The sequence below is a fragment of the Roseateles sp. genome (assembly GCF_039595595.1).
Lineage (GTDB): Bacteria > Pseudomonadota > Gammaproteobacteria > Burkholderiales > Burkholderiaceae_C > Roseateles.
In genome coordinates, this window is the sequence record NZ_JBCNLG010000002.1 from 337,071 (window position 1) to 363,393 (window position 26,323).

Consider the following 26,323-nt stretch of genomic DNA (forward strand, 5'->3'; position numbering starts at 1 on the left):
AAGCCGCCCGAAGGCGGCTTTTAGCGCACGCGCGAGCGCGCTCAGGCGGCTTCGGCGGGGACTTGCGCGTCTGGCCAGAACAGATGTTCCAGCGCATAGACCCGCGCCAGTTCCCGCAGCGCGCGCGGCGCCTGAAGCAGCGTCAACTGCCAGCCGTCCTGGCCGCACAGCCGCAGCGCGCTCAGCAGCAGGCTCAGCGCCGCCGAGTCGAAGTCGTTCAGCCCGCTCGCATCGAGGCTCACGCTGCGGCCGGCCGCATTGCCGACCTGCGCCAGCTCGGCGCGCAGCGTGCTCTCGAGCCGTGCCCATTCCTCGGGCAGGTTGTCCAGGCGCAGCCGCTGCGGCAGCTTCAGCATCGCATCAGCCCTTCTTCGGCGCCGAGGCGGCCGTTGCCGGACGCGCATTGCGCTCGGCCAGCGACTTGATCAGGCCGTCGATGCCCTTGGCGTTGATCTCCTGCGCAAAGCTGTTCTTGTATTGATCAGCCAGCCAGATGCCCAGCACGTTCACGTCGTAGATCTTCCAGCCAGCGTCGGTCTTCTCCAGGCGGTAGTCCAGCTGGATCGGATCGCCCTTGCCGCGGATCTCCGTGCGCACGATGACTTCCGTGTCTTCCGGCGCCGCGCGCATCGGCTTCATCGCGATGGTCTGGTCGCGGACCTGCGTCAGCGCGCCCGCGTAGGTGCGCACCAGCAGCGTCTTGAACTCATCCTGCAGACGCTGCTTCTGCTCCGGCGTGGCCTGGCGCCAGAAGCGGCCCACCGCCGTCGCGGTGATGCGCTGGAAGTCCACATGCGGCATGACCTTGGTATCGACGAGCTGCATGATCTTGTTGACGTCACCGCCCTGGATCGCCTTGTCGCTCTTGACGGCGTCCAGCGTCTCGATCGACAGCTGACGGATCAGTTGGTCGGGCGCGGAGCCGTCGGCGGCGAAGGTGGCCAGCGGGCTCAGTGCCGCGATCGACAGGACCGCCTTCAGCAGCAGTCGTTTGGTGGCATTCATGGTTGTCCTTTCTCTCTCTTCATGACACGGACCCATCCGCAACGCGGCAAGTCCGGTGCCGGTTCACCGGACGTCCCGAGGGGCGTTACCGGTTGTAGCCGCCGTCAGCGGTCGCTCTGCGGATTGACGGGTTTCTCGTCGGGCGAGATGACCTCGTAGTCATCCTCTTCTTCCTGTTCCTTGTGCGTCTTGACGTTGCGGCGCTGCAGGTAGGCATCGCGCACGAAGGTGTACTTGTCCAGCGCGATCCCATCCAGCATGTCGGTCACGCGCAGCAGGTTGGCCCGCGTATTGATCACCTGCAGCGCGGTGATCGCGAACTTGTATTCGCCATCGTCGAAGAGATAGGCCGGCGAGTAGTAGACATTGACCGGCAGCGTCACCGAATCGCGCAGCGACGACGGGCCCAGCAACGGCCACACGATGTAGGGCCCGGTCTTGACACCCCAGTAGCCGAGCGTGCGGCCCAGGTCCTCGGAGGTCTTCTCCAGGCCGGCGGGCGTGGCGATGTCGATCAGGCCGGCGATGCCGAACACCGAGTTGACGGCCACCCGCATCGTCTGCGTCGCGCCGTTCTTGAAGCGGCCCTGCAGGAACAGGTTGATCGCCGACCAGGCATCGGAGAAGTTGCCGAAGAAGTTGTCCACCGCCTGGCGCGCCGGCTGAGGCACCAGGTCCGAGTAGGCGGTGGCGACGGGGCGCAGCACGTGCTCGTCCAGCTTCTCGTTGAAGTTGAAGACCTTGCGGTTCCAGTTCTCCCACGGGTCCAGACGGTTGCGCACCCGCGGTCCGGGCGCGGGCGTCTCGTCGGCGGCAGCGGCGGCCGCTCCGGCCTGGCCTGCGGCGGCGGGCTCGGCCGCGGACGCGGCGGAAGCGGGCGGCGACGCCTGGTCCTCGGCGGCGGCGGCGGCCTGTTCGCCATCGGCGGATTCGCGTGCTTCGCGGAGTTCGCCGCCCTCTCCGGCCGCGCGGACGATCGCCGTCTCCACGGCAGAGACCGCGGCATCGACGCGAACCAGGTCCTGTTCGAGCGCCTGTCCGGCTTGCGCCAGCGCGGGCAGCGAAGCGCCCAGCAGGGCCGCGCTCAGCAGCGCGGCGGCGAGATCGGACGGGACCCGTGCCCCGGCCGTCGTGGTGGTGGTCATTGTTTTTCTCCCGAGGCCGGCGCCGCGGAGGCGTCGGCTGCCTTGTTATAGAGGAACTGGCCGATCAGGTTCTCCAGCACCACCGCCGACTGGGTCTGCGTGATGATGTCGCCCGTGGCGAGATTCTTTTCCGCCGCGCCCGGCTCCAGGCCGATGTACTGCTCGCCCAGCAGGCCGGACGTGAGGATCTTGGCCGAGCTGTCCTTGGGGAAGGCCACGCCTTCGTTCATCTTCAGGATGACGCGGGCCTGGAAGCTCTTGTCGTCGAACGAGATCGCGCCCACCCGGCCGACCACGACGCCCGCGCTCTTGACCGCGGCGCCCGGCTTCAGGCCGCCGATGTTGTCGAACTTGGCCGTGACGGTGTACGTGTCCTGGAAGTTCAGCGTCAGCAGGTTGCCGGCCTTCAGCGCCAGGAACAGCAGCGCCGCGCCGCCCAGCAGGACGAAGAAGCCGACCAGCGCGTCATAACGAGAGGATTGCATCAGGCAACTCCGAGGGTTCTCTTGATTTCAGTTGTCATGTCATCGATCGGCGCCGCGCGTCAGATCGAAAACATCATGGCGGTCAGGATGAAGTCCAGGCCCAGCACCGCGAGCGAGGACAGCACCACGGTCCGGGTGGTCGCCTGCGACACGCCCTCGGGCGTGGGCTTGCAGGCGTAGCCCTGCAGCAGCGCCACGAAGCTGACGGTGATGCCGAACACGACGCTCTTGACGAAGCCGTTGCCGACGTCCTTGAACACGTCCACGCCGCCTTGCATCTGCGACCAGAACGAGCCCGCGTCGATGCCGATCAGCGGCACCGCCACCAGCCAGCCGCCCAGGATGCCCACCGCCGAGAACACCGCCGCCAGCAGCGGCATCGCGATGAAGCCGGCCCAGAAGCGCGGCGCGAGCACGCGCTGCACCGGGTCGACCGCCATCATCTCCATGGCGCTGAGCTGCTCGCCGGCCTTCATCAGGCCGATCTCGGCGGTCAGCGAGGTGCCGGCGCGGCCGGCGAACAGCAGCGCCGCCACCACCGGGCCCAGTTCCCGCACCAGACTCAGCGCGACCAGCAGGCCGACCGCCTCGGCCGAGCCGTAGCGCTGCAGCGTGTAGTAGCCCTGCAGCGCCAGCACGAAGCCGACGAACAGCCCTGACACGCCGATGATGGACAGCGAGCGGTTGCCCAGGAAATAGATCTGCTCGCGCACCAGCGCGAAGCGGCGCAGGCAGGCGCCCAGGTGCAGCAGCAGCGCGCCCAGCAGGCGGGCCGACCAGCCCCAGTCGACAAGCTTCAGACGCAGACCGCGCCCGATCGAGGTAGCCAGACCGATCATGCGGACGCCTCCTCGGGCAGGCCGAAGTCCTCGCGCACCGGCTTGGCGGGCTGGTGGAAGCGTACCGGGCCGTCGGATTCGGCATTGACGAACTGATGCACCAGCGGGTCGGTGCTGTGGCGCAGTTCGTCCGGCGTGCCCTGGGCGACGACACCGCCATTGGCCACCATCACCACGTGGTCGGCGATGCCGAAGGTCTCATGGATGTCGTGCGACACGATCACGCTGGTCAGGCCCAGCGCGTCGTTGAGGTCGCGGATCAGGCGCGCGGTGACGCCCAGCGAGATCGGATCGAGGCCGGCGAAAGGCTCGTCATAGAGCACCAGGTCCGGGTCCAGCGCGATCGCGCGCGCCAGCGCGACGCGGCGCGCCATGCCGCCGGAGACCTCGTTGGGCATCAGGTCGCGGGCGCCGCGCAGGCCGACGGCGTTGAGCTTCATCAGGACCAGGTCGCGGATCATCGGCTCGGACAGCCGGGTGTGCTCGCGCAGCGGGAAGGCGACGTTCTCGAACACGCTCAGGTCGGTGAACAGCGCGCCGAACTGGAACAGCATGCCCATCCGGCGCCGCTGGGCGTAGAGCTGGGTCTGGTCCATGGGCGCCAGGTCCTGCCCGTCGAACAGCACCTGCCCCGACTGGGGCCGCAGCTGCCGGGTCAGCAGCCGCAGCAGCGTCGTCTTGCCGCCGCCGGACGACCCGATCAGGGCCATCACCTTGCCGCGCGGCAACGTCACGTTGACATTCTTCAGGATGACCCGATCGCCATAGCCGACGGTCACATCCTTCACTTCAATCAGCGGACGGACGTTATTGGATGAATTGGGATCAGTGAATGCCATTTCCTAGCGCTTGGATCCGGGACGAAGCCGGGCGGCAGGCGTCCGGGAGCCGGGATCATAGGGTAAAGCCCGAATTGATGCCGGAGGTCCTCTGGGGCGGGGTGGCGATACGCGACAGCCCGGCAAAGGGGGATTGACGGCGGAGTTTGTAATCGAACCTCTCATCCGTGATGAAGGTCACGAACGGGAACCGCCGCGAGACGGGCGGGACGCGAGGCACGACGAGCGGACTCGCCTTCCGTGTGCGGCTACCGATAATTTGCGCAACAAGGAGCACAACATGTCTGGGATTTCCGGGAACCGTTCGCGGCTGGGCCGCCACCTCGCGCTGCGAGGCTTCACGCTGATCGAATTGATGGTGGTCGTGGCCATCATCGGGATCCTGGCGGCGATCGCGCTGCCGGCGTACCGCAGCTATGTGCTTCGCGGTCAACTGACGGACGCGGTCACCGCGCTGACCCTGACCCGAGCCAACCTGGAGCGCTACTACCAGGACTTCCGCACCTATCAGACGGTCGCCGGTGTGGCCACCAGTCCCTGTTCCAACCTCTCGGCGGCGGGCACCTTCACGCTCAGTTGCCCGACGCTCACCGCCAACACCTACACCATCCAGGCCGTGGGCTCCGGCAACACCGCCGGATTCACCTATACCGTCACGCAGGCGGACGTCAGAAGCACCACGGGTCCCGGCGCGGCCCCCAACGGCTGGAACTGCACGTCGAAGTGGATCACGCGCAAGGGCGACACATGCTGACCCGCAGCCGCGGCGTGACGCTGATCGAACTGCTCATCGTCGTCGCCATCATCGCGCTGGGAACGGCGCTGGCCGTCCCGGGCCTGCGCACCTGGACCGCGAATGCCCAGATGCGCAACAGCGCCGGGGCGCTGCAGGCCTCGCTCAAGCTGGCACAGGCCGAAGCGGTGCGCAGCTTCCGGCAGGTCGTGTTCTATCGCACCTCGGACACCACCTGCTCCGCCAATTCCACCGCCGATCCCGCCGGCATGCGCTGGGTCGTCAAGATCCTCCCGCTGGTGACGGGCGGCACAGCCACCGCCGCGCAGTGCGGCGTGATGCTGGACAACGTCGAGAACTTCACCGTGTCCGGCCCCACGGCCGTGTGCTTCGGCGCCAACGGCCGCCCGCTCCAGCTCACCAGCACCGAGACCGGTGTCGGCGTGGCCTGTTCCAGCGGCACCAACGGCCGGATCATCTATGGCTTCGCCCCGAACACCACCACCAGCAACCTGCGCAAGCTCCAGGTCTGGCTGACGCTGGGTGGCACGGTCCGTTCCTGCGAATCGACCCGCCAGCTGTCGGATTCCGTGCCGGACGGATGCCCTGAAATCAACCAGACGCCCACCTCATGACTCCGATCCCCGACCGCCGCCCCGGGCGGCGCCGCGCGCGCGGCATGACGCTGATCGAGGTGCTGTGCGCCATCGTCATCATGACGGTGGGCCTGCTCGGCCTGATGGCGCTGATGGCGCGCGCGTCCCAGGCCACCCTGGCCACCGACGACAGCCAGCGCGCGGCCGTGCTGGCCAACGAGATCGCCAGCGAGATGTGGCTGTCGGGCACCGTCTCGCTGCCAGCGGCCACGGTCACGGCCTGGAACGCCCGCGTCGCCGACGCGACCAACATGGGGCTGCCTTCGGGCGCCGGCGCGATCAGCGTCGCCAACAATGTCGCGCGCATCACCATCACCTGGACGCCGCCCGACGGCGCGCCGCGCCGCTACTTCACCGACGTCCGGCTGACCAACTGACATGAAGCAGCACCTCCCCTCCAGCCGGCCCGCAGCGGCACGCGGCTTCTCGCTGATCGAGCTGATGGTCTCGGTCGTGATCGCGCTGATCGTCATCGTCGCCATGACCAAGGTGTCGGCCCAGTTCGAAATCGGCAAGCGCCAGGACACGACCACCTCGGACATGTCCACCAACTCCGGCTACCTGGCCTACGACTTCGACCGCCAGGTGCGCAGCGCCGGCTCGGGTTTCACCGCGGTCAATCGTCAGGAGACCTTCGGCTGCGCCCTGTTCGCCACCAAGGGCGGCGCGCAGATCCTGCCGTCGCCGGCCGCGTTTCCCGCACCGTTCTCCACGGTCGACCAGACCGTGCGCATGCTGCCGGTGCTCGTCTTCGCCGGCGCTGGCAATGGCGGTTCGGACGTGCTGCAGGTGATCACCGGCACGGGCGGCATCGGCGAAACCGCATCCCAGGTGCGCCAGAACAGCGTGCAGGCGAACAGTTTGCGTCTGACCACGACGGTGGGCATCCGCGGCAACGACCTGCTGCTGGTGACCGAGAACGCCCGCCCCTGCATGCTGGCCCAGGTCAGCGCCAATTACGTGGGCGGCTCCTCTCAGCAAGTGGATCTGGCGGGCGCGTACTACTCGTCCAGCATCGGCGTGCAATCGCTGCTGGACCGCTCCACCGGAGCCACCGCGAATGCGGCCGTGCTGGGCAACGCCGCCAACGGCAATCCGCCCAAGCTGATGCTGCTGGGCGTGAACAGCAGCAATCAGCTGGTGCGCTACGACCTGCTGCGCTTCACCAACGGCGACAACGAGACCCCGGTGCCGCTGACCGATGGCGTGGTCGACATGCGCGTGCGCTACGGCGTGGACAACACCGCGACCGCCGACGGCACGGTCGACGCCTGGGTCGAGCCCACCGGGACCACCTTCGGCAGCGCCGCGCTCAGCAATGGCACCGGGGTTGCGCAGGCCACGATGGCCCGCATCCTCGCCATCAAGGTCAGCATGGTCCTGCGCTCGGAACTGCGCGAGTCCACGAACGGGCAGGACGTCCCCGTCGCCCCCGCCACGCTGGCGATGTTCCCCAGCCTGCCGGCCGCCCAGCAGGTCACCTACCGCGTGGCCGACCGCATGCGCCGCCATCGGGTGCTCGAGTTCACGATCCCGCTGCGCAACGCGATCGCCAGCAGCGGCCGGCCGCCGCCCCCTTGAACCGGGAGTCGACATGCCCGTCCGCTCACTCCTACGAACGACCATGACCCCTTCCCTCTACCGCCGCGAACGCGGCGTGATCATGGTGATCGCGCTGATCACGCTGGTGATCCTGATGATCGGCGCGATCGCGACGATCCGCTCGATGAATTCGTCGCTGACCAACGTCGGCAACTTCGGCTTCAAGCGCGACATGGCCAACCAGGCCGACCGCGCGATGCGCAAGGCCTTGGACACGCTGACCGCCCTCGGCGCGCCCGACGCCAACAACCCGTCGATCAACTACAGCGCGGTGATGCTGTCGTCGACGCCGGAAGGCATTCCGCAAGTGTTGCTGGATACGAGCGACCCCGGCGCGGTCGGCGGCTATGGCTCCGCCGCCAACGTGATCGACCTGACCACCGCTCAGAGCGGCGAGAGCTCGACCAACATCCCGCAGCTCAAGCTCTATTACGTCATCGACCGCATGTGCCAGGCCGCTGGCCCGGTCAGCCCCACCAACTGTCAGACCGCCTCGACCGACACCCAGGGCGTCAAAGGCCCCAAGGACGTGAAGCGCCCGCCCAAGCCGCTGTTCCGCGTCACGGTGCGCGTCGACGGGCCGCGTGGCTCGCAGTCCTTCTACCAGGCGACGTTCAGCAATTGAGGTTTTCGATGAACAAGTCCTTCCTCCCTCGCGGCCTGTGCGCCGCGGCCGCCCTCGCGCTGGGCGCGATGATGCCGGCGCTGACGACCCAGGCGCAGACCGTGCGGCCCGCGCTGGACAACCAGCCGATCTTTTCCTCGGTCGCCGTGCCGGGCAACCTGGCGCTGGCGCTGTCGGTGGAATTCCCGACTGCGGTCAGCACGGCCCACCTGGACGCCGACTACTCGGTGTCGTCCACCTACCTGGGCTACTTCGACCCGGGCAAGTGCTACACCTACGTCTGGGCGAACAGGGAGGCCGACCGCTACTTCCAGCCCGCCGGCACGACGTCAGACCACACCTGCACCAACAAGTGGAGCGGCAATTTCCTGAACTGGGCAACGATGCAGACCATCGACCCGTTCCGGTGGGCGCTGACGGGTGGTCAGCGCGTGACCGACACCACCACGACGACGATCATCGAGAAGGCCTGGGCCAGCGGCCAGGGAGGAACCGGCAACTTCCCCAACCGTGCGCTGACCGACCGCACCGTGATCACCGGCGCAACGCCGCTGGCCTGGAACGCCGTGCTCATGCGCATTCAGGGCCTGGGCAACAAGATGCGGTTCACACGCAGGGGTGACTACAACAACGACACCCCGGTCGCCTTCAATTCCGCCAACGGCCCGTGGGACGGCGCCACGGTCTGGGAGGTCAGCGTGCGCGTGAAGGTCTGTGACCCGAGCGACGCCGCCGGCGGCCTGGAAGCCAACTGCACCCAATACGGGGACAACTACAAGCCCGAAGGGCTGATGCAGAAGTATTCGCAGAAGATCCGCTTCAGCGCCTTCGGCTACCTGAACGACAGTTCACTGAGCCGCGACGGTGGCGTGCTGCGCGCGCGCCAGAAATTCATCGGGCCAACCGAGCCCGTGCCGGGCGCCCAGCCCAGAGCCAACCCCCTCGCGGAGTGGGACGCCAACACCGGCGTGATGAAGACCAGCCCCAATCCGCAGGACGTGCTCGACATGGCCTCGTCCGACTACGGCTTAACCGTGGCGAACAGCGGGGTGATGAACTATCTCAACAAGTTCGGCGCGTCCGGGTCCTACAAGACCTATGACCCCGTGGGCGAGCTCTATTACGCCGTACTGCGGTACTACCGCAACCTCGGCAACGTGCCCGAATGGACCAGTCCCAATACGAGCGACCTCAATACGAAGAAGGCGCTCGCGGATGGCTTCCCGGTCATCACCAACTGGGGCGATCCGATCCTCTATTCGTGCCAGAAGAACTACATCCTCGGCATCGGCGACGTCAACACCCACGCCGACCGCAACGTGCCCGGCGCCAGCGGCAGCTCTGAGCCGACCAAGCCGGCCGCGGTCGCTGCGGACACCGCCTTCGACGCCATCGCGTGGACCAACAAGGTCGGCGCGCTCAGCGGCGCCGGCGGCAACATCGGCAACACGCAGAACTACGGCGGCTGCTGCAGCAACAACGGTGCGCTGATGGCCGGCATGGCCTATTGGGCCAACAGCCAGGACGTCCGCCCGGATCTGCTGGGCAAGCAGACCATCAAGACCTACTGGCTGGACGTGCAGGAAAACCAGGTCTACAAGAACAACAACCAGTTCTATCTGGCCACCCGCTACGGCGGCGCGAACCTGCCGTCCACGTGGGATGCGCTGGGCACCACCGTCGACGTTACGCAGAGCTGGTGGCATACCGGCCCGTCGACAGACACCACCATCGCGGGCGGCGGCCAACTGCGTCCGGACAACTACTACACCGCCTCGCGGGCCGACCTGATGGTCAATGGCCTGACCAGCGTCTTCGCCAGCATCGCCGCCAACATCCAGGCCTACACCTCGTCGGCCAACACGGCGTCCAACGCCGTGACGGTGGGCACGTCCGCTTATGGCTCGTCCTATGACTCGTCGGCGTGGACCGGCCAGATCGAAGCCAACACGATCAACGTGATGGGCACCCCGGTCGGTTACACGCTGGCCTGGCGCTTCACGGACAAGCTCAATGCGCAGGTGGGCACTTCCGGCACCGGCTGGGACACCGCGCGCAACATCGTCACCTACAAGCCCACCGGCCCCAACACTGGCACTGGCGTGGCGTTCCGCCACGACAACCTGAGCAGCGGGCAGATCACGGCGCTGAACACCACCTACTACAGCGGCGACGATTCGCTGAACTTCATCAACTACGTGCGCGGCGACCGCAGCAATGAGGAAAACTCGACGGCGAGCAACAGCACCAAGGCCTACCGCGTGCGTGGCGGTCTGGTGGGCGACATCGTCAGCAGCCAGGTGGTCGTGGTCGGCCCGCCTATCCCGGGTCTGATCAGTGAAGCGACCAACCCGGGCTACAACGCCTACGCGTCGTCGAGCGGCCAGGGCAACCGGCCCAACATCCTGGTGGCCGGCGCCAACAGCGGCCTCGTGCATGTGATCAACGGCTCCACCAGCGACACGAACGGCGGCCGTGAACTCTTCGCGTACATCCCGAACGCCGTGATCATGGGGCCCAGCGGCACGCCCAGCGTGGACGGCCTGGCCAGCACCGGCAACCCGGACTTCGTCCACCACTACATGATCGACGCCCGTCCCAACACGGCGGACATCGACTTCAACCGCACGAGCGCCAACCGGACGGGCACGCCGGACTGGCGCACCATCGTGGTCGGCGGTCTGGGCAAGGGCGGCAAGAGCATCTACGCGCTGGACCTGACCACCGCCCACACGGTGGCCACGGAGCGTGACGCGGTCAGCCGCGTGATGTGGGAGTACACCGAAGCCGACATGGGCTTCACCTTCGGCACCCCGGTCATCACCAAGACGGCCCAGTACGGCTGGGTGGTGATCGTGGGGTCGGGTCTCAACAATCCGTCCGGCAAGGGCTTCTTCAGCATCCTGGACGCCCGCACGGGTGCACTGCTGCAGAAGGTGCCGCTGCCGGCCGCCGGTGACACCGGCACGCCCCAACTGCCCACCGGCCTGACCTACCTGCAGACCTACTACACCGACCGCTATGACGCGACCGTCGAGTCCGTCTACGCCGGTGATCTGAAAGGCAACGTCTGGCGTCTGGACCTGACCGCGCCCAGTGGCAATTACCCCCCGCCGACCAAGATCGCGCAGCTCACGAACGCCTCGGGCACCCCGCTGCCGATCACGTCGATGCCGACGCCGGTGGTGAATTCGACGGGCAACCGCCGCTGGATCGTCGTCGGCACGGGTCAGTTGCTGAGTACCGACGACATGATCAGCACCCGCGCCAACCGCATCTACGCGATGCTGGACGGCTTCCAGGCCCGCCCGGCGATCAGCTCGGACTTCCCCTCCGGCATCTCGATGCCGTATCAGGAGAGCAATATCGGGCGCCACGACTTCCAGGAAGTGACAACCACCAGCAATGTGCCGCTGCGCTCCGACAAGGTGGGCTTCTTCATCGACCTGCAGCGCGTGACCGGCGGCCTGGGCTACGAGGTCATCAACGAGGCGGACGCGCTGGACAACCTGGCCGTCATTGCGGCGGTCAAGCCCTCGTCGGACAACGCCTGCAGCCCGGGGGGCACGAGCAAGGTGTTCGTGCTGGATCTGAATGGCGGGACCATCACGGTCGACAATCCGCAGTTCGCCGTGGACAACGTCCGCTTCATCGATGACAACGGAACGATCAAGATCCTGGTGCAGGGCAGGCCCGGTGGTGGGGGGGGCGGTAGCGGCGGCGGCGATGGCCGGGACCTGACCGGCGACTACACGAAGTCCATCGACGGCAGCACCGGCGGCTCCAAGCGGCTGATCAACTGGCGCGAGATCCCGCTGCGCAACTGACGCGGCCCTGGCCTCCCCTGAAACCCGCCCTCGCAAGACGGCGGGTTTTTTCTTGCCAGCGCACGAGCGCCAGAAGCGACAAGGCCCGCCGGCTTGCACCGGCGGGCCTTTCTGCGTCAGCGGCCCGGCGTTCACCGAGCCCCGAATCAATCAACGCGGCAGGTCGCTGTTGCCCATCAGGAACTCGTCGATCGCGCGGGCGGCCTGGCGGCCTTCGCGGATGGCCCAGACCACCAGCGACTGGCCGCGGCGCATGTCGCCAGCGGCAAAGACCTTCGCCGCGTTGGTCTTGTAGCCACCGGTGAAATCGGTGCTCGCCTTGGCATTGCCGCGCGCATCCTTGCTGACGCCGAAGGCCTCGACGATCGACGCCACCGGGCTCACGAAGCCCATCGCGAGCAGCACCAGATCCGCCTTCAGGATCTGTTCGGAGCCAGGGACCTCGCTCATCTTGCCGTTGACCCATTCCACGCGCACCGTCTTCACCCCGGTGACCTTGCCCTTCTCACCGAGGAATTCCTTGGTCGCGATCGCGAACTCGCGCTCGCAGCCTTCCTCGTGGCTCGAGGAGGTGCGCAGCTTGATCGGCCAGTAGGGCCAGGTCAGCGGCCGGTCCTCGACCTCGGGCGGCTGCGGCATCAGCTCGAACTGGGTGACGCTCTTGGCGCCATGGCGGTTGCTGGTGCCGACGCAGTCGCTGCCGGTGTCGCCGCCGCCGATCACGACGACGTGCTTGCCGTCGGCGCGGATCTGGTTCTTGAGCTTGTCGCCGGCGTTCAGCTTGTTCTGTTGCGGCAGGAACTCCATCGCGAAGTGCACGCCGGCCAGATCGCGGCCCGGGACCGGCAGGTCGCGCGACTGTTCGGCACCTCCGGCGAGCAGCACCGCGTCGAACTGCTGCGACAACTCGTCGGCGGTGACCACGTCCTTGGCCCAGTTCGTCACCTTCGAACCCTCGGGCAGGTGCGCCACCATCACGCCCGTGCGGAACACCACCCCCTCGGCTTCCATCTGCTGGACGCGGCGGTCGATGTGGCTCTTCTCCATCTTGAAGTCGGGGATGCCGTAGCGCAGCAGGCCGCCGACGCGATCGTTCTTCTCGAACACGGTGACCTCATGACCGGCGCGCGCCAGCTGCTGTGCCGCAGCCAGTCCGGCGGGCCCGGAGCCAACAATCGCCACCTTCTTCCCGGTCTTGAGCTTCGCCGGTCTGGGCGTGACCCAGCCCTCGGCCCACGCGCGATCGATGATCGCGTGCTCGATCGACTTGATGCCCACCGCGTCGTCATTGACGTTCAGCGTGCAGGCCGCCTCGCAAGGCGCGGGGCAGATGCGGCCGGTGAACTCGGGGAAGTTGTTCGTCGAATGCAGCACCGCGATGGCGTTCTTCCAGTCCGCGTCGCCGCCCCGGTACACCAGGTCGTTGAAGTCCGGAATGATGTTGTTGACCGGGCAGCCGCTGTTGCAGAACGGCGTGCCGCAGTCCATGCATCTCGCGCCTTGCTGCTTCGCCTGCTCGACGTTCAGGCCGATGACGAATTCCTTGTAGTGCTTGAGCCGCGCCTCGACGGGCGCGTAGCCCTCTTCCAGACGCTCGTACTCCATGAAGCCGGTGACTTTTCCCATGTCGGCTTTCTCCTGAATCTTCGTGATGCTCTGAAGCGATGCGGACGGTCAGACCTTGGCCTTGGCCGCCGGGGCCTTGGCATGGGCGATCGTGGCGGCGGTTTCCTTGGCGGCGTTGATTTCACCAAGCGCGCGGCGGTATTCGTTCGGGAACACCTTGACGAACTTGGCGCGCGATTCGGCCCAGTGGTCCAGGATGTCCCGCGCGCGCTGGCTGCCGGTCCAGCGGTGGTGGTCCTCGATCAGCTTCTTGACGATCGCCTCGTCGGTGCGCGCCTGGCCATCGCCAAGCCGGTGCCAGATGGCGGGGTCCATCGTGGCTTCCTGCTCGTGCGCGGGCAGCAGTTTGTCGAGCGACACCATGCTGGTGTTGCAGCGCTTGGCGAACTGGCCGTCCTCGTCGAAGACGTAGGCGATGCCACCGCTCATGCCCGCAGCGAAGTTGCGGCCGGTCTTGCCCAGCACCGCGACAGTACCGCCGGTCATGTACTCGCAGCCGTGATCGCCGGTGCCTTCGACGACCGCCGTCGCGCCCGACAGCCGCACCGCGAAGCGCTCGCCGGCGACACCGCGGAAGAAGGCCTCGCCCTTGGTCGCGCCGTACAGCACGGTGTTGCCGACGATGATGTTCTTCGTCGCGTCACCGCGGAAGTCGATCGACGGACGGACCACCACGCGACCGCCGGACAGGCCCTTGCCGGTGTAGTCGTTGGCATCCCCGATCAGGTAGAAGGTGATGCCGGGCGCCAGGAAGGCGCCGAAGCTCTGGCCCCCCGTCCCTTCCATCTGGATGAAGATCGTGTGGTCCGGCAGGCCTTCGGGGTTGCGGCGGATCAGCTCGCCGGAGAGCATCGCGCCCACCGTGCGGCGCACGTTCGTCACCTCCTGCATGAATTGCACCTTCTCGCCCTTGTCGAAGGCAGGCAGGCACTTCTCGATCAGCTTGACGTCGAGCGCGCGATCCAGGCCATGATCCTGGTGATCGTTGTGCAGGCGGGCCACGTCGGCCGGAAGCTCCGGACGATGGAACACGCGGCTGAAGTCCAGACCCTTGGCCTTCCAGTGCTGAATGCCCTTCTTCGTGTCGAGCAGGTCGGCGCGGCCGATCAGTTCGTCGAACTTGCGCAGGCCCAGCTGGGCCATGATCTGACGCGCCTCTTCCGCGACGAAGAAGAAGTAGTTCACCACATGCTCGGGCTTGCCGCTGAACTTGCGGCGCAGCACCGGGTCTTGCGTCGCGACGCCGACCGGGCAGGTGTTCAGGTGGCACTTGCGCATCATGATGCAGCCCTCGACGACCAGCGGCGCGGTCGCGAAGCCGAATTCATCCGCACCGAGCAGCGCACCGATCACGACATCGCGGCCGGTCTTCATCTGGCCGTCGGCCTGCACGCGCACACGCCCGCGCAGACGGTTCAGCACCAGCGTTTGCTGCGCTTCCGCCAGGCCCAGCTCCCACGGGGTGCCAGCGTGCTTTATCGACGACCACGGCGAGGCGCCGGTGCCGCCGTCATGGCCGGCAATCACGATGTGGTCCGCCTTCGCCTTCGCGACGCCCGCGGCGATCGTGCCCACGCCGACTTCCGACACCAGCTTGACCGAGATGTCGGCGCGCTGGTTGACGTTCTTCAGGTCGTGGATCAGTTGGGCCAGGTCCTCGATCGAATAGATGTCGTGGTGAGGCGGCGGCGAGATCAGACCCACGCCGGGCACCGAGTGGCGCAGGAAGCCGATGTAGTCCGTGACCTTGCCGCCGGGCAGCTGGCCGCCTTCGCCAGGCTTGGCGCCTTGGGCCATCTTGATCTGGATCTGGTCCGCGCTGACCAGATACTCGGTCGTGACGCCGAAGCGGCCGGACGCGACCTGCTTGATGCGTGAACGCATCGAGTCGCCCTCCTTCAGCTCGTAGTCGACCTCGACCACCTTGCGGCCGACGACGTCCGCCATCGTGGTGCCTGCCGTGATCTTGATGCCCTTGAGCTCGTTGCGATAGCGCGCCGGATCCTCGCCGCCCTCGCCGGTGTTGCTCTTGCCGCCGATGCGGTTCATCGCGACGGCCAGCGTCGCGTGCGCCTCGGTCGAGATCGAGCCCAGCGACATCGCCCCCGTGGCGAAGCGCTTGACGATCTCCGCGGCCGGCTCGACCTCCTCGAGAGGAATCGCCTTGGCTGGGTCGAACTTGAACTCGAACAGGCCGCGCAGCGTCATGTGACGCTTGCTCTGGTCGTTGACCAGTTGGGCGTATTCCTTGTAGGTGTCGAACTTGCCCGAACGCGTGCTGTGCTGCAGCTTGGCGATCACGTCGGGCGTCCACATGTGTTCCTCGCCACGGGTACGCCACGCATACTCGCCGCCGGCATCCAGCATGTGCTCCAGCACCGGGTCATCGCCGAAGGCGGCGCGATGCAGACGCAGCGCCTCTTCCGCCACCTCGAACACGCCGATGCCGCCGACCTGGGTCGGCGTGCCGCGGAAGTATTTCTGGACGAACTCCGCCTTCAGGCCGATGGCCTCGAAGATCTGGGCGCCGCAGTAGGACATGTAGGTCGAGATGCCCATCTTGGACATGATCTTCGACAGCCCCTTGCCCACCGCCTTGATGTAGTTGTAGATCGCCTTGTCCGCCGACAGGGCTGGCGGCAGTTCGGCGCTCATCGCCTGCAGCGTCTCGAGCGCGAGATAGGGATGCACGGCCTCGGCGCCAAAGCCGGCCAGCACGGCGAAGTGATGGACCTCGCGCGCGGTGCCGGTCTCGACCACCAGGCCAGCGGTCGTGCGCAGACCCTCGCGGACCAGATGGTGGTGCACCGCCGACAGCGCCAGCAGCGCGGGGATCGCCACGCGATTCGCGCTCAGATGGCGGTCGGTGATGATCAGGATGTTGTGGCCGCCCTTGATCGCATCGACGGTCTCGGCGCACAGCGAGGCCAATTGGGCTTCGACCCCCTCCCGGCCCCAGTCCAGCGGGTAGGTGATGTCGAGCTCGTAGGGCTTGAACTTGCCGTTGGTGTGCTGCTCGATCGCGCGCAGGCGGGCCATGGACTCGAAGTCCAGCACCGGCTGCGTCACCTCCAGGCGCATCGGCGGGTTCACCGCGTTGATGTCGAGCAGGTTGGGCTTCGGGCCGATGAAGCTGTTCAGCGACATCACGATCGCCTCGCGGATCGGATCGATCGGCGGGTTGGTGACCTGCGCGAACAGCTGCTTGAAGTAGTTGTAGAGCGGCTTGTTCTTGTCGGACAGCACGGCCAGCGGGCTGTCGTTGCCCATCGAGCCGATGCCTTCCTCGCCGTTCGCGGCCATCGGCGCGAGCAGGAACTTGATGTCCTCCTGCGTGAAGCCGAAGGCCTGCTGGCGATCCAGCAGCGACGCGGGGAACACCGGCGCGACGGCCTCGGGCGCCGGGATGTCGTCGAGCTTGACGCGGACGTTCTCGATCCACTGGCGGTACGGGCGCGCGTTCGCGTACTGGGTCTTCAGTTCCTCGTCATCGATGATGCGGCCCTGCTCCAGGTCGATCAGGAACATCTTGCCCGGCTGCAGGCGCCACTTCTTGACGATGCGGGATTCGGGGATCGGCAGCACGCCGGACTCGGATGCCAACACGACGAGGTCGTCGTCGGTGACCCAGTAGCGCGCGGGCCGCAGGCCGTTGCGGTCCAGCGCGGCGCAGACCTGGCGGCCATCGGTAAACACCATCGCGGCGGGGCCGTCCCACGGCTCCATCATCGCGGCGTGGTACTCGTAGAACGCCCGGCGGCGTTCATCCATCAGCTCATGCTGCTCCCAGGCCTCCGGGATCATCATCATCGCGGCGTGCGCGAGCGGATAACCCGACATCGTCAGCAGTTCGATGGCGTTGTCGAAGGTGGCCGTGTCGGACTGATGCTCAAAGCTGATCGGATACAGCTTCTTCAGGTCGTCGCCGAGCACCGGCGACTTCATGACGCCCTCGCGGGCGCGCATCCAGTTGAAGTTGCCCTTGACCGTGTTGATCTCGCCGTTGTGGGCGACCATGCGGTACGGGTGGGCCAGCGGCCACTCGGGGAAGGTGTTGGTCGAGAAGCGCTGGTGCACCAGCGCGATCGCGCTGACCACGCGCGGGTCGGCCAGGTCGCGGTAGTACTTGCCGACCTGGTCCGCCAGCAGCAGACCCTTGTAGATCACCGTGCGGCAGCTCATCGAGGGCACGTAGTACTCGCGGCTGTGCGTCAGCTTCAGCGCCTGGATCGCGCTCGAGGCGGTCTTGCGGATCACGTACAGCTTCCGCTCGAGCGCGTCGGGGACGATGATGTCCGGACCGCGGCCGATGAAGATCTGGCGGATGATCGGTTCCTTCTCGCGCACGGTCGGCGACATCGGCATGTCGCGGTCCACCGGCACATCGCGCCAGCCCAGCAGGACCTGGCCTTCGGCCTTGATCGCGCGGGCCAGTTCCTGCTCGCAGGCCAGGCGGGAGGCGTGCTCCTTCGGCAGGAAGATCATGCCCACGCCGTACTCGCCCGGGGGCGGCAGCACGACACCCTGCTTGGCCATCTCGGCGCGATAGAACTCATCGGGGATCTGGATCAGGATGCCGGCGCCGTCGCCCATCAGCTTGTCCGCGCCGACCGCGCCGCGGTGATCCAGGTTCTCCAGGATCTTCAGGCCCTGCTGGACGATGTGATGCGCCTTCTGCCCCTTGATGTGGGCCACGAAGCCCAGGCCGCAGGCGTCCTTCTCATTCGCGCCGTTGTACAGGCCGTGGGCGGCCAGCTCGCGAATCTCGTTCTGGGACGGTGTCGCGGTGGGGGACGACGCTTGCGCGGGGCGCGGATCTTGAGCTGCCGACATCGGTGGCCTCCTGGACTCTCGAAAAACGAAACCCGCGCAGGTTAAGGCGCGTCCACGGAGGGCACAAGCAGAACTAAATGGGGTCAGTCTCGAATATGCAGGAACGTTGCCACACAGTCTCGATTAAATGGGGACAGATCATTGCGACGCCTCTGGCGGCGGCGTTTTGCGGGGGCGCCCCCTCGGGCGTGGACTCATGGGGCGTTCACTCGATTCGCCCAGCAGCTGCAGGAAACGTGCCGAACCGAGCGGCCAACCCTTCAGCGCCGAATCGATCAGTTTTTGCCGCTCGGCCTCCGACTCGCCCTCCTCCAACCAGCGGCGCCAGGCCAGCTCGCGCTCGAAGGGGGTGTTGCCCAGCGCCCAGAATCCGGGCGGATCGCTGACCAAGGGGTCGCGGCGGCGGCCAAGATGGTGCGCCGCCGAGGACCAGGTGAAATCGCCGGGATCGGCGCTCAGGCCGGCGCGCTGCGGATTCAGCTCGATGCTGCGCATCACCGCGAGCAAATGGGTGTCCGCCTCCAGCGGCGCAGCGCGGAATCGCCCTTCCCACAAGGTGCCGGCCCGGCCATGCCGCAGGTTGAAAGCGCCCACGTAGCGGCGCCCCAAGGCCTGCATCATCCGGCTCAGGCCGACGTCGGTGGCCGGCGTGGCCAGCAGATGCAGGTGATTGGGCATCACCACGTAGGCGTGCACGGCCACCTTGTGGGTGGCGGCGCTGTCCTGCAGCGCAGCCAGGAGCGCCCGGCGGTCCTCGTCGTCGAGGACGATCGGCTGCCGGTTGTGGCCGCGGTGGATCAGGTGGTGCAGATGGCCGGCGAGCGCCAATCGAGGGAGTCGTGCCATGGTCGGGACAGTAGTCTGTCCCCAATTATGCGGCGATCAGCTTCCTGCCCGTGAGCCGTTCATGCTCCTTGAGCGCGAACCGGTCCGTCATGCCGGCGATGTAGTCGGCGCAGGCGCGCGCATGGTCCTCGTCCCCGGCGAAATCGGCGGGCAGTCGCGTCGGATCCGTCAGGTAGAGCTGGAACAGCTCGCGCAGGACCTGCTCGGCGCGATCGCGTTGCGCTTGCACCACCGGATGCCGGTAGAGGTTGGCGAAGAGGAAGCGCTTGAGCTCGGTGCTGGCCTGACGCATGTCAGGACTGAATCGAACCAGCGGCCCCTTGGTGCGCGCGTCCTCGGCGTCGGCCGGCGCGGCCGCTTCGATCGCCGCGCGAGTGGCGTCGATGACGTCGTAGACCTGTTGCGACAACATGCGGCGGATCGTCTCGGCCAGCAGCCGCTTGCCGGTCAGGCGCGGATAGGCAGCGAGCGTCTCGCGCAGATGGCGATGCACCAGCGGCACCTCTTCCAGTTGCTCCAGCGTCACCAGGCCCGAGCGCACGCCATCGTCGACGTCATGCGCGTTGTACGCGACCTCGTCGGCGAGGTTGCACAGCTGCGCTTCCAGGCTCGGCTGGCCTCCCGCGAGGAAGCGCGCGGCGACGCCGCCCGGCTCGCGCTCCTCGATCCGCTGCGCGTCGCGCTTGCTGCAATGCTTGAGGATGCCTTCACGGCTCTCGAAGCTGAGGTTGAGCCCATCGAACGCCGGATAACGCTGCTCGAGCTTGTCCACGACGCGCAGCGACTGCAGGTTGTGCTCGAAACCGCCATGGGCCTTCATGCAGTCGTCGAGCACGTCCTGGCCGGCGTGGCCGAAAGGCGTGTGGCCCAGGTCGTGAGCCAGGGCGATGGTCTCGATCAGGTCCTCGTCCAGCCCCAGGCTGCGGCCGATCGAGCGCCCCAGCTGGGCGACCTCGAGCGAATGGGTCAGCCGGGTGCGGAACAGGTCGCCCTCGTGGTTGAGGAAGACCTGCGTCTTGTAGACCAGGCGCCGGAAGGCGGTGCTGTGGACGATGCGGTCGCGGTCGCGCTGGAATTCGCTGCGTGTCGGCGCCGGGGCTTCGGCATGCCGGCGGCCGCGGCTGCGCGCGGGGTCGGAGGCATAGGGCGCGCGCAGCATCGTCATCGTCGGTTCAGCTCTTCAGCGGGACGCCGGCCCGGTGTGAGCGGCGATCACCTCGGCCACCATCGCATCGGGCGCTCCCCGCATGCCGGCGCGGCCGAGGCCTTCGATGACGACGAACCGGATCTCGCCGCCCTCGTTCTTCTTGTCGACCCGCATCAGGTCGAGCCAGCGATCGATCGGCATCGGCGGCGCCTTGACCGGGAGCCTGGCCCGCTCGATCAGGCGGGTCATGCGATCGACGAAGGCCGCAGGCATCAGGCCCAAGCGCGCGGAGAGCTCCGACGCCAGCACCATGCCGCAGCCGACGCCCTCTCCGTGCAGCCACTCGCCATAGCCCAGGCCGGTCTCGATCGCGTGGCCGAAGGTGTGGCCGAAATTCAGGATCGCCCGCAAGCCGGCTTCCCGCTCGTCCTGGCCGACGACCCAGGCCTTGATCTCGCAACTGCGCTGTACCGCGTGAGCCAGCGCTGACTTGTCGCGCGCGAGCAGCGCGTCGAGGTTGTTCTCGATCCAATCGAGGAAAGTCGCATCAGCGATGGGGCCGTACTTGATGATCTCGGCCAGTCCCGCCGAGAGTTCGCGATCGGGCAGCGTGTCCAGTGTGTCGAGGTCGGCGATGACGCGCACCGGCTGGTAGAACGCGCCGACCATGTTCTTGCCGCGCGGGTGGTTGATCGCGGTCTTGCCGCCGACCGACGAGTCGACCTGCGCGAGCAGCGTGGTCGGCACCTGAACGAACGGGACGCCGCGCATGTAGATCGCGGCCGCGAAACCGGTCAGGTCGCCGATCACCCCGCCGCCCAGCGCGAACAGGACGGTCTTGCGATCGGCCGCGCCGGCGAGCAGGTGGTCGATGACGGCGTCCAGCGATGCCCAGCTCTTGTGCTGCTCGCCGTCCGGCAGGACGACCGATTCGACGCGCGGGTAGTGGGGCGCGAGCTGGCGTTTGAGTCGCTCCAGATAGAGCGGCGCCACGAGCTCGTTGGTGACGATGAGCGCGGCGCTCGCGCGCGGCAGGCCGGCCCAGGACGACGAGGCGTCGACAAGGCCGGAGCCGATGAGGATGTCGTAGCGGCGGTCGCCGAGATCGATGGCGACCGTGGAGGCGGCGGCGGACGAGCCCGCCACGGAAGACGCCGAATCAGGGAGCGGTGCGGTCATTCCCGGAAGTGTACGGGGCCTCGCTCGCCCCGACGGTGGCCGCGACCCGCGCCGGGTCGATGAGGCCGGCCAACTCCAGCTGCATCAGGATCATGTTGGCGAGCCCATGCACCGATGGACGGCTCGACTCGAGCACGAAATGCGCGCAGCGGCGGTAGAGCGGATCGCGCTGCCCATAGAGTTCGCGCAGCTTCGCCAGCGGATTGGCGACCTGCAGCAACGGGCGTTGGGTGTCGTGGCGCAGACGCCGGAAGAGTTCTTCAGGCGAGGAGCGCAGGTACACGACTGTCGAAAGCGCCTTGAGCCGGTCGCGGTTGATGTCGCGCAACACTGCGCCGCCACCGGTGGCGAGGATCATTTCCTCACCGCTCCTGGCACGTTCCAGGAGCCGGGCGATCACTGCGGATTCGAGGTCCCGAAACGACGCTTCGCCCTCCCGGGCGAAGTAGTCCTTGATCGACTCGCCGCCGAGATCGCGTTCGATCTCGGCGTCGGAGTCGACGAAGGGGATGTCCAGCTGTCTGGCCAGCAGACGCCCGACGGTGGACTTGCCACCGCCTGGCATGCCGACCAGGCTCAGGATCATTGCCACTGCATTGGCAGCACGATCAGTTCGGGCTGAAGCAGTAGGAGCCAGCCACGTCCGTCAAGGAGCGGACGCGTCCATACGGGCTGAACTGGAAGGGCGGCGAAGTCGTGATGGTCGAGAAATCGCTCGCCAACGCGGAGAGGTTGCCGCTGAACGTTGCTGGAGGGCTCACCACACCGGTGGCCGACGCGGTGATCGTGTAATCGATCCATGTCGCAAGGCTCTTCGGATATTCCATCTTCAGAACCAGTTGACCCGACGCATCCGTCTTGGTCGTCGTGCCTTCGAAGCCGATCGAGACGTCCGACTTGCGAGGGTCCAGCTGGCCGTTGCCATTCCGGTCCTCTCCCGTATCGATAAGCCCATCGCGGTCGTCGTCCTCATTCAAGCAGGCCCACGCGCCAGATTGGGAAGACCCGTTGTAAGAATAGAACGGCGCCCAGGCCGCACCCGCGAGGTTGTAGACACCCTTGTAGTAGCGCTTCAGGTCAATCAGCGGAGAGATGTCGACGCCCGCCGAAGGCTTGCCGGACGCATCGACCACCAACACCACGAAACGCTGAACGTAGGTCAACTTGCTGGCGCCTTCGAGCAGCGTGGAGTCCGTGCCGATCGTGATGGACAGCGGGCTCGATACCACCGTGAGCGTCGTCGTCTTTTCGTTCGGGCAAGCGGACGCAGCGAAGTCTGCGTAGTCCCAGCAAGCACGGAAGGTCACGCCGTTGGTGCCGCTGGCGCGGTCAGCCGGGTAATAGCTCGACGTGGCATAGCCCGACGCGTCGCTGTACACGAGCGACGTGCCCGAGCTGATCGTGCCACCGACGCTCTGCGACGCACTGCCGAGCAGCTCGAAGCGCACACGCATGTTCTGGATGGGCGCGTTGGAAGCGGCCTGGAACAGTGCGCGCAGTTCCACGCGATTGGCCGTCGAGCCAGGCGCATTGATGGCCACGACCGTCGGATTGGTAGTCACCGTCACGGACGACGCGTTCGTCGTCACCGCCGGAATACTGGTACCCGCCGAGGGGATGGTCACCGTCGAAACGGTCGTCACGCCGCCGGACACGGCGGTGATGTTGTAGGCGCCGGGCGTCGTGGGAGCCGTGTAGGTGTAGGTGAATGCGCCGCTGTTGTCTGTCGTGCCGTTGACCGCCGTCTGGCCGGGAGCCGTCACGGTGATCGCCTGGCCGCTGATGGCGTTGTCGTTCGTGTCCGACAGGCGATACAGCACCGTGTTGCCCGTCGAGCCAGCCGTCGGCGTCGACGGAACCGGAGAGGCCACCAGCTTCGCACCGCTGACCTGGAAGCTGGCCGTGCGCTGCAGCGTGTTGCTGGTCGCCGTGATGGTCACGACGCGATTCGACTTGTCGGCACCGATCTTCACGCTCGCCACCGACTGCCCGGACGCGTCGGTGGTGCCGTTCGTGACGGCGATCGTCGCGCCGTTGTTGACGGAGAACGACACCGGGACGCCTGCCAGCACATTGCGGTTGGCGTCGACGGCCGTCACCGTGGCCACGACCGTGTCGGTGCCGGAATTGGAGACCGTGTACTTGTCCAGCGACAGCGACAGATCCGCTGCAGTCGTCGTCGGGGTCGTCGTCTGGATGACGTTGAAGGTCGCCGACTTGGAGATGGAGCCATTGCCCACCGTCACGGTCACCGTGCGCAGCGTGTGATCCGCGCCCAGCGAGATGGTCGCGGTGCCCGCGCCGGAGGTATCGGTCGTCAGCGACGAGGAGGACGCGAAGACCGAATTGTTCGGATCGCTGATCGCGACCGCCAGCTTGGCGTTTGCCACGCCGCCACGGTTCGCATCGAGCGCCGTGGCCGTCAGCGTCAGGGTCTCCGTGCCATCGTTGGCCATGGTGCCCTTGCTGAGCACCACCGCCACGTCACTGATCGCCGCGCCCGTGCCGTCCGTGCCGCCGCCGCCGACAACGGAGGTGCCCGCCGAGCCGCCACCGCCGCCGCATGCAGCCAAGCCGCCAGCCACGAAGGCCGTCAGCGTCACGGCCTTGAGCAGCCGTACCCACTTCTGATGGAAAGTCATTTCTCTGAACTCCTGCTCTGCCCGTTTGAGGTGGGCAGATTCTCCCTGTGCCTGATGACGTTACGCCCTGGCTTCAGCGCGTGGCGCTGACCCGGTCGCTCACCACCTTCGGCGTGATGAAGATGAGCAACTCGGTCTTGGCCGTGCTGCGCGACTTGTTCTTGAACAGGTTGCCCAGCAGCGGAATATCGCCGAGGTACGGAACCTTGTTCTCGGTCTCGAGGTCTTCCTGCGTGTAGATGCCGCCGATCACGACCGTGCCGCCGTTCTCGACCAGCACCAGCGTCTGCACATGCTTGTTGTTGATCGCGTAACCCTGCGGCGTCAGCGTGCCGCGGCTGTCCTTGTTCACGTCGACCGTCAGGATCACGTTGCCTTCCGGCGTGATCTGCGGCGTCACTTCCAGCTTCAGCACCGCCTTCTTGAACGAGACCGAGGTCGCGCCGCTCGACGTGGACTGTTGATAGGGAATCTCTTCACCCTGCTCGATCAACGCCTTGGTCTGGTCCGCCGTCACGACGCGCGGGCTGGACACCACCTTGCCGCGGCCATCGGCCTCCAGAGCGGAGATTTCCAGGTTCAGGAAGCGGTTCGCAGTGGCCGAGAACAGCGACAGCGCGAAGTTGGCCGCCGTGGCGCCGCCGAAAGCGTCACCCGAGACGTTCGCTGGCAGGCTCACGAACTGCGAATCGCTGTAGTTGTAAGTGGTCTGCTGGTTGGTCGCCGACCCGACGGCGGAGTAATTTCCCCCCACCGTCACGTAGTTGCTGCCGCCGACGTTGTAGCCGGGGATGCCACCATTGCGGCCGCGCAAGTCGGTCGCGCCCAGCTTGACACCCAGTGCCCGGCCGAACTTGTCGTCCGCCTCGACGATGCGGGCCTCGATCAGCACCTGACGCACCGGCACGTCGATCTTGGCGATCAGCGCCTGGATTTCTTCAAGCTTCGATGGGATGTCGCTCACGAACAGCTGGTTCGTGCGCGTTTCCCAGATCACGCTGCCGCGAGGCGACAGGATGCGCGAGGCGTTGTTCCCACCGCCACTGGAAGGGTTGTTGGCGCCGGTCAACCCCTTGGCAACGTCCTCGGCCTTGGTGTAGTTCATCTGGAACGACTGCGTGCGCAGCGGCTCGAGCTGGGCCACCGCCTGCTTGGCCTCGAGCTCAGCCTTCTCCTTGGCAGCGAGTTCATCCTTGGGCGCGATCCACAGCACATTGCCGGACTTGCGCAGACCCAGCCCCTTGGCCTGCAGGATGATGTCGAGCGCCTGGTCCCAGGGCACGTCCTTGAGACGCAGCGTCACGTTGCCGCTCACGGTATCGCTGGTCACCACGTTGAAGTTGGTGAAGTCGGCGATGACCTGCAGCAGCGCCCGCACGTCGATGTTCTGGAAGTTCAGGCTCAGCTTGTCGCCGCTGTAGCCCGGACCCTGAGTGAGCTTGTTCGGGTCGACCTTCTGCGGACGCACCTCCAGCACGAACTGGTTGTCGCTCTGGTAGGCGCTGTGCTCCCACGCCCCCTTCGGGGTCACGACGAGGCGGACGCGGTCGCCCTGCTGCGTGGCCACCACCGTCTGCACCGGCGTGCCGAAGTCGGTCACGTCGAGCTTGCGGCGCAGGCGCTCCGGCAGCGTGCTGCGCAGGAACTCCACCACCAGATTCTGCCCCTGCTGCTGGATGTCCACGCCAACCTGGCTGCTGGGCAGGTTCACGACCACGCGACCCGCGCCGTCGTTGCCGCGGCGGAAATCGATGTCCTGCAGCGACTGCGCGGCGGCGTTCTGGCTGGGGGCGAAGTGCAGCGGCTCCGTGGTCGCCGCGCCGCCCGTGGCCGCTGGGGCGGCCGCCGTCGCGGCGGCGGGCGTGCCATCCAGGAAGATCAGCAGCGCGTTGTCCTGCAACTGCGCGCGATAGGTGCTCGCCTGGCGCAGGTTCAGCACCACGCGGGTGCGGTCACCAGCCTGCGCCACGTTGGCCGAGCGCATGTTGCCGGAGTTGATGTCCACCGCGTTGCGGCCCAGCCCGTTGGTCACGCCCGGCAGATCCAGTGCGATGCGCGGCGGCACCTGCACGGCGAAACCGCGCGGCACTTCCTTCAGCGGCTGTGCCAGCTCGATGCGGACGATGTCCGCGCCCGACTGCTGCGTCGCGCTGATCGACCGGATCATGTTCTGGGCCCAGGCCTGCACCGGCAGCACCAGCGCCAGACCCACCGCGCAGGCCAGTGCCTGCCAGCGCTTGGCGCGCCCTTGTTCCCTCTTACCGACGCTCATCGCAGCGTTCTCCACAACGGTG

20 protein-coding genes are annotated in these 26,323 nt (G+C 66.9%); 6 read left to right on the forward strand and 14 right to left on the reverse strand.

What is annotated here, in order from left to right; all coding sequences use genetic code 11:
• Window positions 1–41: 41 nt before the first annotated feature.
• The 6 genes from ABDW61_RS04305 to ABDW61_RS04330 all read right to left on the reverse strand — a co-directional run bounded on the left by ABDW61_RS04305 (window position 42) and on the right by ABDW61_RS04330 (window position 4,313).
• Window positions 42–356, reverse strand: a complete 315-nt coding sequence (locus ABDW61_RS04305) for an STAS domain-containing protein (RefSeq protein WP_343636537.1) — start codon at window positions 354–356, stop codon at window positions 42–44.
• 4 nt (window positions 357–360) lie between these two features.
• Window positions 361–1,005 (reverse strand): ABC transporter substrate-binding protein, encoded by a 645-nt coding sequence (locus ABDW61_RS04310; RefSeq protein ID WP_343636539.1) that lies wholly within the window; start codon window positions 1,003–1,005, stop codon window positions 361–363.
• A 104-nt stretch (window positions 1,006–1,109) separates the two neighbouring features.
• A complete protein-coding gene (locus ABDW61_RS04315) occupies window positions 1,110–2,150 on the reverse strand; it encodes a VacJ family lipoprotein (RefSeq protein ID WP_343636541.1) in 1,041 nt (346 codons plus the stop codon).
• Complete coding sequence (mlaD, locus tag ABDW61_RS04320) at window positions 2,147–2,635, reverse strand: outer membrane lipid asymmetry maintenance protein MlaD (protein WP_343636543.1); 489 nt, start codon at window positions 2,633–2,635, stop codon at window positions 2,147–2,149. Before mlaD ends, ABDW61_RS04315 begins: the two co-directional genes overlap by 4 nt.
• Window positions 2,636–2,694: 59 nt before the next feature.
• On the reverse strand, window positions 2,695–3,474 hold the full coding sequence (mlaE, locus tag ABDW61_RS04325; protein ID WP_343636545.1) for a lipid asymmetry maintenance ABC transporter permease subunit MlaE: 780 nt from the start codon (window positions 3,472–3,474) through the stop codon (window positions 2,695–2,697).
• Window positions 3,471–4,313, reverse strand: coding sequence for an ABC transporter ATP-binding protein (locus ABDW61_RS04330; protein WP_343636547.1), 843 nt, complete (start codon window positions 4,311–4,313; stop codon window positions 3,471–3,473). Before ABDW61_RS04330 ends, mlaE begins: the two co-directional genes overlap by 4 nt.
• A 280-nt stretch (window positions 4,314–4,593) precedes the next feature.
• Between ABDW61_RS04330 and ABDW61_RS04335 the strand changes: the two genes are divergently transcribed.
• Genes ABDW61_RS04335 through ABDW61_RS04360 form a run of 6 tightly spaced genes read left to right on the forward strand, consistent with a single transcriptional unit; the run spans window position 4,594 to window position 11,756 of the window.
• Window positions 4,594–5,067, forward strand: a complete 474-nt coding sequence (locus tag ABDW61_RS04335) for a type IV pilin protein (RefSeq protein WP_343636549.1) — start codon at window positions 4,594–4,596, stop codon at window positions 5,065–5,067.
• Window positions 5,061–5,681, forward strand: coding sequence for a GspH/FimT family pseudopilin (locus tag ABDW61_RS04340; RefSeq protein ID WP_343636551.1), 621 nt, complete (start codon window positions 5,061–5,063; stop codon window positions 5,679–5,681). The genes ABDW61_RS04335 and ABDW61_RS04340 overlap by 7 nt, the downstream gene beginning before the upstream one ends.
• A complete protein-coding gene (locus ABDW61_RS04345; RefSeq protein WP_343636553.1) occupies window positions 5,678–6,079 on the forward strand; it encodes a prepilin-type N-terminal cleavage/methylation domain-containing protein in 402 nt (133 codons plus the stop codon). Before ABDW61_RS04340 ends, ABDW61_RS04345 begins: the two co-directional genes overlap by 4 nt.
• A gap of 1 nt (window position 6,080) precedes the next feature.
• Window positions 6,081–7,283: a PilW family protein gene (locus ABDW61_RS04350; RefSeq protein ID WP_343636555.1), complete on the forward strand. Its 1,203-nt coding sequence runs from the start codon at window positions 6,081–6,083 to the stop codon at window positions 7,281–7,283.
• 43 nt (window positions 7,284–7,326) lie between these two features.
• Window positions 7,327–7,929, forward strand: a complete 603-nt coding sequence (locus ABDW61_RS04355) for a hypothetical protein (protein WP_343636557.1) — start codon at window positions 7,327–7,329, stop codon at window positions 7,927–7,929.
• 8 nt (window positions 7,930–7,937) lie between these two features.
• Window positions 7,938–11,756: a PilC/PilY family type IV pilus protein gene (locus ABDW61_RS04360; RefSeq protein WP_343636559.1), complete on the forward strand. Its 3,819-nt coding sequence runs from the start codon at window positions 7,938–7,940 to the stop codon at window positions 11,754–11,756.
• 150 nt (window positions 11,757–11,906) lie between these two features.
• On the opposite strand, the gene ABDW61_RS04365 is transcribed toward ABDW61_RS04360, so the two are convergent.
• The 8 genes from ABDW61_RS04365 to ABDW61_RS04400 form a co-directional block, all read right to left on the reverse strand.
• The gene (locus tag ABDW61_RS04365; protein WP_343636561.1) at window positions 11,907–13,382 is read right to left on the reverse strand and encodes a glutamate synthase subunit beta; all 1,476 of its coding nucleotides are present in this window, start codon (window positions 13,380–13,382) and stop codon (window positions 11,907–11,909) included.
• 48 nt (window positions 13,383–13,430) lie between these two features.
• On the reverse strand, window positions 13,431–18,215 hold the full coding sequence (locus tag ABDW61_RS04370; RefSeq protein ID WP_343636563.1) for a glutamate synthase-related protein: 4,785 nt from the start codon (window positions 18,213–18,215) through the stop codon (window positions 13,431–13,433).
• 138 nt (window positions 18,216–18,353) lie between these two features.
• Complete coding sequence (locus ABDW61_RS04375; RefSeq protein WP_343636566.1) at window positions 18,354–19,043, reverse strand: transposase; 690 nt, start codon at window positions 19,041–19,043, stop codon at window positions 18,354–18,356.
• 43 nt (window positions 19,044–19,086) lie between these two features.
• The gene (locus ABDW61_RS04380; protein ID WP_343636905.1) at window positions 19,087–20,220 is read right to left on the reverse strand and encodes a deoxyguanosinetriphosphate triphosphohydrolase; all 1,134 of its coding nucleotides are present in this window, start codon (window positions 20,218–20,220) and stop codon (window positions 19,087–19,089) included.
• A 21-nt stretch (window positions 20,221–20,241) separates the two neighbouring features.
• A complete protein-coding gene (gene aroB / locus ABDW61_RS04385; protein WP_343636568.1) occupies window positions 20,242–21,387 on the reverse strand; it encodes a 3-dehydroquinate synthase in 1,146 nt (381 codons plus the stop codon).
• A complete protein-coding gene (locus tag ABDW61_RS04390; protein WP_343636570.1) occupies window positions 21,368–21,973 on the reverse strand; it encodes a shikimate kinase in 606 nt (201 codons plus the stop codon). Before ABDW61_RS04390 ends, aroB begins: the two co-directional genes overlap by 20 nt.
• Window positions 21,974–21,995: 22 nt before the next feature.
• Window positions 21,996–24,029 carry an Ig-like domain-containing protein gene (locus tag ABDW61_RS04395; RefSeq protein WP_343636572.1) on the reverse strand — a complete coding sequence of 678 codons (2,034 nt, stop codon included), beginning with the start codon at window positions 24,027–24,029 and terminating at the stop codon, window positions 21,996–21,998.
• A gap of 73 nt (window positions 24,030–24,102) precedes the next feature.
• Window positions 24,103–26,301, reverse strand: coding sequence for a type IV pilus secretin PilQ (locus tag ABDW61_RS04400; protein ID WP_343636907.1), 2,199 nt, complete (start codon window positions 26,299–26,301; stop codon window positions 24,103–24,105).
• Window positions 26,302–26,323 lie beyond the last annotated feature (22 nt).